Below are 8,984 nucleotides of genomic sequence, written 5' to 3' on the forward strand. Positions count from 1 at the left end.
CGGTGTGCGCAGCGGATCAGGTCAGCAGGGAGCGGATGTCGTCGGCGGTCAGGTCGTCGGCGAACAGGGCGTCGTCGTCGATCATCGTGGCGAACAGCTCGGCCTTGCGGGCGGCGAGGGCGAGGACCTTCTCCTCGATGGTGTCCTCGGCGATGAACCGTTGGACGCTGACCGACCGGGTCTGCCCGATGCGGTGCGTGCGGTCGACGGCCTGGGACTCGGCGGCGGGGTTCCACCACGGGTCGAGCACGAACACGGTGTCCGCCTCGGTCAGGGTGAGCCCGAACCCGCCGGCCTTCAACGAGATGAGGAACGCCGGGGCGGTGCCCTGCCGGAAGCGCTCGATGACCTCCGGGCGCTTGCGGGTGGAGCCGTCGAGGTACTCGTAGCCGATGCCCCGGGCGTCGAGGGCGTCGGACACCATCCGCAGGAACGAGGTGAACTGGCTGAACACCAGGGCGCGACGGCCCTCTGCTGCGAGCTGCTCGAGTTCGTCGAGCAGCAGGTCGAGCTTGGCGGAGGGGATCGGGGTCGATCCCGACGTGACGTCCGAGTCTGACGAAGACGCCCCGGACGACACCAGCGTCGGCGACAGCGCGAGCATCCGCAGCAGCGTCAGCGACCGGAACACGATCATCCGGTTCTTCGACAGGTCGTCGATCAGGTCGAGGACCTTCAGGCGCTCCCGGTTCAGGGTGCGCTCGTACAGCTCCCGGTGCGCGGGGTCGAGCGTGACCCGGACGACCTGTTCCTGCTTCGGGGGCAGGTCGGCCGCGACGGCTTCCTTGGTGCGGCGGAGCATGAGTGGCCGGATCCGTCGGCGCAGCCGCCCGGTGAGTTCCTGCCGGGCCTCGCCGCGGAGCTCGGGCGAGGCGAGGGGCTTCACGTAGTCGTCGCCGAACCGGGTCCAGGTGGACAGCAGCCCGGGCGCGACGATGTGGAACAGTGCCCACAGGTCCGTCAGGCCGTTCTCGAGCGGGGTGCCGGTGATCGCGAACTTCACCGGTGCCTGCAGCTCCGAGGCCACACGGTGGGTCTGGGACTGCGGGTTCTTCACGAACTGGGCCTCGTCGAGCACCAGCGCCGACCACGGCAGGTCGGTCCAGGCGCGGGCGTCGAGCCGGAGCAGCGCGTACGAGGTGACGACGATGTCCGACGCAGCGGCGGTCCGCGCGACGAGCCCGGGGTCCTTCAACGACGTCGAGGTCACCGTCGCGACCCGCAGCGACGGCACGAACTTGGCGGCCTCGGCGGCCCAGTTGCCGACGACCGACGTCGGTGCGACGACCAGGAACGGGGGCGCGTCGGGCTCCGCGGCACGGCGGGCGGCGACCATCGCGAGCACCTGCAGCGTCTTGCCGAGCCCCATGTCGTCGGCGAGCACCCCGCCGATGCCGTGCGTCACCAGGAACGACAGCCACGCGTACCCGGCGTGCTGGTACGGCCGCAGGTCGGCGTGCACGGTGTCCGGCACGGGGACGTCGCCCGGGGGAGTCGCCCCGAGCAGCCCCGAGGCGATCGCCTGCCACCGCTCGTCGTGTGAGGTCTCGTCGGCCAGCAGGTCGAACTCCGACCACAGCCCGGCGTGCAGGGGCGTGACGGCGATCGGCTGGTCGGGCTCCCACTCGTCCAGGTCGCGGGCCTCGTCGATGAGCTCCTTGAGCCGGTCGAACGCGGGGTCGGCCAGCGACAGGTACGAGTTGTCGACGAGCTTGAGCCGTCGCTGCCGACCCGCCAGCGCGGTGAGCAGCGGCGTGAAGGGGATCTGCTTGCCGTTGACGCTGACGATGATGCCGAGGTCGAACCAGTCGTGCTTGTCCGACGGCATCGTCGTGACCCGGATGTGCGGCCGCCCGCTCAGCCGCTCGTAGTCGAGCCGCTCGCCCTGCACGACGGTGCGGACGCCGAGCGACGGCAGCTCGGGCAGGAACTCGTTCGCGAACACCGCGACGTCGGCCCCGTCGATGGTGCCGTCCTGGAACCAGTCCAGTCCGCCACCGGGTCCGGCAGGGCGGACGGGAGGCCCGGCCTGCGTCGCGTCGTCGTCCGACGTCGTCGCCGTGGTCGGTTCCACGGCCGCGGCCGGGTCCGCCACGAGGGCGCCGTTGGTACTGGCCGGAACGTCGGTGCTGTCCGGGCCGTCGGTGCCGGCCGGATCGTCGGCGGCACGGAGCCCGGACAGGTCGGGGAGCGGGCCGTGCAGGGACACCGGGTCCTTCCGGCCGTCGACGTGCCAGCGCCAGTGCAGGTGCACGCGGTCGTCGGTGCGCGGCGCCCGGGCCGGCTCGAAGGTCGCGGTGAGGACGAGCTCCGGCGGGGTGCGCTCGGGCAGCTCCACCGAGCCGTCGGAGCTGACGAGTCCGAGGGCACCGCGCAGCCGGGGTGACCAGTCGGCCAGGAACTCGTCGACCTCGGCGGTCGGCACGGTGATCCGGGTGCCCTCGACGAGCATGCGGCGCTGGTCCTCGGGCACCGGTGCCGGGGTCGGGGCGACGGCGACCGTGAACTCGGGGCTCTCGCGGAACACGTAGACGCCGTGGTCGCCGATCATCCGCGCTGCTCCGGGCACCACGGGCCGGCCGTCCAGCACGGCACTCGCGCCGATCACCACGGCGTCGTCGTGCCGGGCGACGTCGAGCAGCACCTGGGCGTGCGTGCCGAGCACCGCACCGCCCTCGCGCTTGCCGGTGACGAACGCGATGTCGAGCGCCGCGGCCTGCTGCAGGAGCGGCCAGAGCAGGGGGCTCCGGAAGTCGTCGAGGTGCAGCCAGTCGCTCTCACCGGGCAGGCCCGCGAGCTGGCCGGCGCGGTGCAGGGCGGCGAGCTGCAGGAACCAGGCGTGCTGCTCGGCTCCGACGCCGAGCCGGTTCTGCGAGTAGGGGAGCGTGCCCCAGGTCAGCTGCCCGCGCACCCAGTTGCCGGCGTCGCTGCGGGTCACCGGACGGACCCCGAGCCGCACGCTGCGGGACGGCGCGGGCAGGGCACGGCCGGCCGCACGGGCTCGCGAGGCGAGCTTGGCGGGGACCGCGTCACGCAACTCGAACTGCAGTCCCATCCGGGTGCCCTGCGGGGTGGGCACCCGCTCGTCGTCACCGGCGAGGCGGGCGAGGTCGTGCCTCCAGTCCGAGGGCGGCGGAGCCGGCGTTTCCGGACGTGGGCCGGCGTTCGCGGCGAGGGCGCGGGCGTTGATGGTGAGGAGCGCGGCCGCGACGTGCTTGCAGTCGCCGCCGAGCGGGCAGCTGCAGGTGCTGCGGACCGGGCGGACGAAGTCGCCGCGCGCGGGGGTGGTGTCGACGCGGAGTTCGTACGGGTCGTCGGCGGTGCCGGACACGACCGCGGTGACCGTGCCGTCGTCGTCGTGCCAGGTGGCGTCGTCGACCAGGCCGGCGCGGACGACGTCGCGTGCGCGGCCGAAGGTCTGCGGCCCGACGAAGCGGATGACGTCGACGGCGTCGATCATCGGGGCAGCAGGCACGGGACCATCGTGCCAGTCGCCACCGACGATCCCCGCCGCCACCCTGTGCGACGGACATCTGGCAGGACTACCGTCCAACTCGGAGCGCGACGACAGCGGTCCACGGAATCGATTGGAACCTCATGCCGGACCGACTGCGGTGGGTACGCGACTCAGCCGACCACTGGAACGGGTGGATCGACGCCGAGGTCGTGTGCGACATCACCCGGACCGACACGTACACCGTCGATTCCCCGGACCACTCGCTGACCGGCGGGCACTCATCCTTCGAGAGCGCGGCCGCTCAGGTGCACGGCTGGGTTCGCTGGACCGGCCGTTAGGCCGCAGAGCGCAACCCGGTTGTACGTCTACCCGCTGCTCCCTAGCGTGAGAGGGCAGGCCGGGGTCCACCCGGAGGTGACCACACCGCTCTGCTCCAGGAGAGAGAGGTGTTCCGATGACCGACACGACCGAGTCGCAGGCGCCCGCTCCGGGTTCCGATCCTGCTGCACGCCCCACCTCGCCGCGTTCGCTCGTCGCCGTGGCCGGTCAGGACACCGACGAGGCCATCAGCTCGCTCGCCGGCATGTACGCGGGCAAGGCCTGGTACTCGCGAGCCCTCGACCAGGACTACTGGTTCAAGTACGTCGGTGTCGGTGACGAACGGCTGAGTGTCCGCCGTTCCCAGATGCACGGGTACCTGCGGGGTGACGTCGCCACCGAGGGTGAGGTCGTCGTCCAGTGGCTCGAACGCGGCGAGGCCCGCGTCGACGTCGGCCGCGACGAGGTCCGCATGCAGCCCGGCGTCCCGACACTGTTCCCCGTCGAGCGCCGGTTCGAGATGGAGTACCAGGACTGGGACCAGCGCCTGGTGCACCTGCGCCGTGACCTGGTGCTCGACGTCGCCGCCGAGGACCACCTGGTCGACGGCGCCATGGCGTTCGACACCACGACGACTCCTGACGCCGTAGCCCTGGGCCAGTGGCGGACCGCGGTGTCCGGCGCGCTCCGTGCGCTGCGCGAGGAGGGCGAGGAGTCCCTCGCCTGGCACGAGGCGCAGCGCGACGTCGCCCGGGCACTGTTCCGCATGTACCCGCTGCAGGCCGAGCGGTTCCCCGCGGGCTACGGCGCCCGCAGCGACGGACGACTCCGGGCCGCGGTCGAGTTCATCCAGGCGCACGCCCACGAACCGCTCACCGTCGCCGACATCGCGCAGGCCGCGGGGCTCAGCATCCGGGGGATCCAGGAGTCGTTCCAGCGGGCGTTCGAGCGCTCGCCGATGACGTACCTGCGCGAGGTGCGGCTCGGACGCGTGCACGAGGAACTGCGGATCCTCGACCCGCAGGCGACCTCGGTGGCGGACGTCGCCCGGCGGTGGGGCTTCGCGCACATGGGGCGGTTCGCCTCGGTGTACGCGAACCGCTTCGGGGAGTACCCGCGGGAGACGTTGCGGCGCTGAGGGGCGCTCAGCGCTTTTCCGGCTCGGCGAGCTTGCTGTGCTTCCGCGAGTACCCGAAGTACACGCCGAGTCCGATCGCGAACCAGATCGCGAACCGCACCCACGTCTCCCACTGCAGGAACGTCACGAGCCACAGCGACGCGATGACGCCGATGATCGGGATGACCGGCATGAACGGCAGCCGGAACTGGCGGTCCAGGTCGGGCTGCCGGTAGCGCAGCACCACCACGGCCGAGCACACCACCACGAACGCGAGCAGGATGCCGATGTTCGTGAGCTCGGCGACCACGCCGATCGGCAGCACCCCGGCCAGGATCGCCGACGCGATGCCGAGGATCCAGGTCACCCGGGTCGGCACGTGCCGCTTGGGGTCGGTCTTCGCGAACCACTTCGGCATCAGGCCGTCGCGGCTCATCGAGAACCAGACGCGCGAGGCTCCGAGCATGAACGTCACGAGCACCGTGACGATGCCGACGATGGCACCGATCGCGATGACGTTGGCGACACCACCGAGCCCGACCGACGCGAACGCCGACGAGAAGCCCGACGCCGGGTCGATGTCGGTGTACTTCTGCATCCCCGTGAGCACGAGCGTCGCCAGGACGTACAGCACCATCGAGATGCCGAGGGACAGCAGGATCGCCTTCGGCATGTGCTTGCGGGCGTCGGTGGACTCCTCGGCCGCGGTGGACATCGCGTCGTAACCGAACACCGCGAAGAACACCGTCGCGGCACCGGTCATCACACCGCCGAAGCCGAACGGGAAGTACGGGGAGTAGTTCGCGCTGTTGATGTGGAACACGCCGAGCACGACGATGAGCACGACGAGCGCCACCTTGATGCCGACGGCGACGAACTCGAACCGCGCGGCGCTGCGGATGCCGCGCGTGAGCACGAACGCGGTGAGCAGGCACAGGGCGATCGCGAAGACGTCGATCACGTGCCCGTCACCGGTGCCCGGGGCGCCGAGCATCCACGCGGGCAGGTCGATGCCGAACTGGCCGACCAGGAACCCCACGTAGCCGGAGATGCCGATCGCGACCACCGCCACGATCGCCGTGTACTCGAGCAGCAGGTCCCAGCCGATGAACCACCCGACGATCTCGCCGAGCACCGCGTAGCCGTACGTGTACGCGCTGCCGGCCTTCGGGATGAGCCCGGCGAACTCGGCGTACGACAGTGCTGCGGCGGCGCTCGCGACCCCGGCGACCAGGAAGCTGATCAGCACCGCGGGCCCGGCGACGCCGTTCGCGACGGTGCCGGCGAGGGTGAAGATGCCGGCACCGATGATGCCGCCGATGCCGATCGCGGTGAGCTGCCACAGGCCGAGGTGCCGTTTCAGGCCGCCCTCGCCCCCGGCCTCGTCATCGATCGTGTCGATGGGCTTCCGTCGGAACAGGGTGCGTGTCGTCGTCGTCACCCGCCCATGGTGCACCCGGAGGCGGTCGTGCGCACGGGTGGGGGCGGGGCGCGGGCGGCTGGTTGCGCGCGTGCGCGGCGGTGGGGCCGGGCGGAGTTTCGCGCTGGACGACACTTCTCGCGCCGCCGAGCCCGTGAGCTGTCGCTCAGCGCGAAAGGTCGGGGGCGCGAGGCACGCACGCGGCTGCACCGCAGACACCGGGCGTAGACCTGGAGCATGCGCCACCCGAAGAGGACCGAGCCCGGCCCCGGCCAGGAGTCCGTCTGGGACTACCCCCGCCCACCCGCCGTCGAGCGGGTCACCGCCCGCGTCGTCGTCCGTCTGGGCGGCACGGTCGTCGCCGACACGACCGACGCCGTCCGCGTGCTCGAGACCTCGCACCCGCCGGTCTACTACCTGCCGATGGCCGACCTGGCCGAGGGTGCGCTCGTGAAGGCACCCGGCTCGAGCATGTGCGAGTTCAAGGGCCTGGCGCGCTACTTCGACGTCGTCGGCGGCGACGGGACGGTCGCGAGCCGTGCCGCCTGGAACTACCCGACGCCCGTGCCCGGCTACGAGTCGCTGCGGGAACGCGTGGCGATCTACCCGTCGGCGATGGACTCGTGCGAGGTCGGTGGCGAACGGGTCCAGGCGCAGGACGGCGACTTCTACGGCGGCTGGATCACGGCGGACATCGTCGGACCGTTCAAGGGCGCGCCCGGCACGCTCGGCTGGTGACCCCGCGTCAGCGGCTGGCGTACGGCGACCAGAACGGCGGCGGGAACGCGCCCCCGGTCACGATCACGAGCACCTGCCAGACGAGCATGACGAGCCCGGCGGTCCCGATCACGATGCCGATCCACGACCACACCTGCACCGCGCGCCGACGCCCGGCGATCCGGATCGCCCGCCAGCCGCTCAGCACGCACACGAGCCCGAACACCGCACCGAGCAGCACGTGCCGCACGGTGGACTGCGCGGGCACGATGATGCCGAGGTAGAACGCGACCGGTCCGAGCAGCACCGCGAAGGTCGCCGGGGCTGCCGGCGGTTCGTGGTCACGAGCAACTGCTCCCATGGACCGCATGTTAGCGAGTGAACCTCGCTTCGAGCACGTCCAGGTCGCGCAGCGCGGGCACCCGATCGCGGGAACGGGCACCATGGAGGCATGCGTTCCTTCTTCCGCGTCCTGCTCGGCCTGGCCCTCGTCGTCGCGGGCACGAGCCACCTCACCTTCGCGCGCAAGGAGTTCACGGCGCAGGTGCCCGACTTCGTCCCCCTGGACGACGACACGACGGTGCTCGCGTCCGGGGTCGCGGAGATCACGCTCGGCTCGGCCCTGGTGCTCGCTCCGAAGCCGGCCCGCCGCTTCGTCGGCTCGGTCGCGGCCCTGTTCTTCACGGTCATCTTCCCCGGCAACCTGTCGCAGTGGGTGAACCGTCGCGACGCCTTCGGTCTGGACAGCGACGAGAAGCGCTTCGTCCGCCTGTTCGGTCAGCCCGTCCTCATCGCGCTCGCCCTCTGGTCGACGCGCGGCCGGCGCTCCTGATGGGCGCGCCCGCGCGCCAGAGTGGCCCGGCCCCCGGCGCGGGTCCGGATCCGCTCGGGTCCGGCCCGTCACGCTTCGGTCGGGAGGCCCGCCACCCCCTGGCAGGTCGCAGCCGCGTCGCGGACCTGGTCGCCTCCACCGCCCTGCTCGTCGTGCTGACGGTCGGCGCGTTGGCAGCGGGGTGGGGGATCCGGCTGATGTCGCTCGCGTTCGTGTCGTGCGGGGCGCCGGGCAACACGTGCAACGAGACGCTGGGGGACTCGGTCGTCGTCGTGGGGCCGATCGTCGTGGCGGCGGTCCTGGTCGCGACGATCACGGTCTGTGTGCTGCGGCTCGTGCGGCGGCGGCTGACCTGGCCGGTGGTGCTCGTCGGCATGGCGGCGATCGTGGCGGTGTTCTTCGCCTCGCTGTTGCTCGTCGACAGCTCGGTCACGCACGGCATCTAGGCGCTTCTTCCTCCACAGGCGGGGGAGTGCCGGGCGTCTCTCCACAGAAGCCGGCGTGCGCCTCGGTGGCGGCGGTCGGACCGACACGCTGGAGCCATGCCTGACACCGAGATGCTCGACCGCCTGATCCGTGAACCCGTCCGTACCGACGACGACGTCGTCCGACTCGTCGAAGCCGTCGTCGAACGACCGCTGCGCCGGCAGTGCTGGGTGCTGTTCCTCGACGACCGTGGGATGTCGATCCCGTTCCTGCTGCCGATCGCCGACCTGCCGTACTCCCCGGACGAACACGTCGACGACTTCGCGGCCCTGATCGCGGACATCGTGGCGCAGCTCGGGGCCGTCGACGTCGTGCTCGTGTGGGAGCGCCCCGACGCGGACCGGCTCTACCCGGTGGACTGGGAGTGGGTCGACGCCTGTGCGTGCGCCCTCGACGAGCACACGATCCGGCTCCGCGCCCAGGTCGTCGTGCACTCCGGCGGAGCCGCGATCGTCGAGTTCGACGAGGACACGCAGCCGGTGGCCTCGTGAGTGGTCAGCCCTGGGGCGCGGCGTCCGGCACGTCCTGGCCGGTGAGCTCCTCGACGATCGCCTTCGCCTGCGGCCACGACTTCGCGTAGTGGTCCGGGTCCGAGTTGATCTGCACCGCGTGCGCCATCTGCGTCGGGCTCATCGTC

At 71.6% G+C, this 8,984-nt stretch carries 8 protein-coding genes; 5 read left to right on the forward strand and 3 right to left on the reverse strand.

Features of this window, described 5'->3' with window-relative positions:
- Nucleotides 1–16: 16 nt before the first annotated feature.
- A complete protein-coding gene (locus ACZZ9K_RS17380) occupies nucleotides 17–3,475 on the reverse strand; it encodes a DEAD/DEAH box helicase (protein ID WP_463444719.1) in 3,459 nt (1,152 codons plus the stop codon).
- Between the two features lie 436 nt (nucleotides 3,476–3,911).
- Between ACZZ9K_RS17380 and ACZZ9K_RS17385 the strand changes: the two genes are divergently transcribed.
- Nucleotides 3,912–4,913, forward strand: coding sequence for an AraC family transcriptional regulator (locus ACZZ9K_RS17385; RefSeq protein WP_463444720.1), 1,002 nt, complete (start codon nucleotides 3,912–3,914; stop codon nucleotides 4,911–4,913).
- A 7-nt stretch (nucleotides 4,914–4,920) separates the two neighbouring features.
- Here ACZZ9K_RS17385 and ACZZ9K_RS17390 read toward each other — a convergent pair whose 3' ends face one another.
- On the reverse strand, nucleotides 4,921–6,333 hold the full coding sequence (locus ACZZ9K_RS17390; protein ID WP_111110622.1) for an amino acid permease: 1,413 nt from the start codon (nucleotides 6,331–6,333) through the stop codon (nucleotides 4,921–4,923).
- A 216-nt stretch (nucleotides 6,334–6,549) separates the two neighbouring features.
- On the opposite strand from ACZZ9K_RS17390, the gene ACZZ9K_RS17395 reads away from it, so the two are divergent.
- Nucleotides 6,550–7,050 carry a DUF427 domain-containing protein gene (locus tag ACZZ9K_RS17395; RefSeq protein WP_071247210.1) on the forward strand — a complete coding sequence of 167 codons (501 nt, stop codon included), beginning with the start codon at nucleotides 6,550–6,552 and terminating at the stop codon, nucleotides 7,048–7,050.
- Between the two features lie 7 nt (nucleotides 7,051–7,057).
- Here ACZZ9K_RS17395 and ACZZ9K_RS17400 read toward each other — a convergent pair whose 3' ends face one another.
- On the reverse strand, nucleotides 7,058–7,390 hold the full coding sequence (locus ACZZ9K_RS17400; protein WP_463444721.1) for a hypothetical protein: 333 nt from the start codon (nucleotides 7,388–7,390) through the stop codon (nucleotides 7,058–7,060).
- 90 nt (nucleotides 7,391–7,480) lie between these two features.
- Between ACZZ9K_RS17400 and ACZZ9K_RS17405 the strand changes: the two genes are divergently transcribed.
- The 3 genes from ACZZ9K_RS17405 (at nucleotide 7,481) to ACZZ9K_RS17415 (ending at nucleotide 8,838) form a co-directional block, all read left to right on the forward strand.
- Complete coding sequence (locus tag ACZZ9K_RS17405) at nucleotides 7,481–7,861, forward strand: DoxX family protein (RefSeq protein WP_027465186.1); 381 nt, start codon at nucleotides 7,481–7,483, stop codon at nucleotides 7,859–7,861.
- The gene (locus ACZZ9K_RS17410) at nucleotides 7,834–8,307 is read left to right on the forward strand and encodes a DUF6264 family protein (protein WP_395876601.1); all 474 of its coding nucleotides are present in this window, start codon (nucleotides 7,834–7,836) and stop codon (nucleotides 8,305–8,307) included. The genes ACZZ9K_RS17405 and ACZZ9K_RS17410 overlap by 28 nt, the downstream gene beginning before the upstream one ends.
- Before the next feature lie 96 nt (nucleotides 8,308–8,403).
- Nucleotides 8,404–8,838, forward strand: coding sequence for a hypothetical protein (locus tag ACZZ9K_RS17415; RefSeq protein WP_138803037.1), 435 nt, complete (start codon nucleotides 8,404–8,406; stop codon nucleotides 8,836–8,838).
- Nucleotides 8,839–8,984: the final 146 nt, after the last annotated feature.

It is taken from the genome of Curtobacterium sp. AC268 (genome assembly GCF_979258745.1).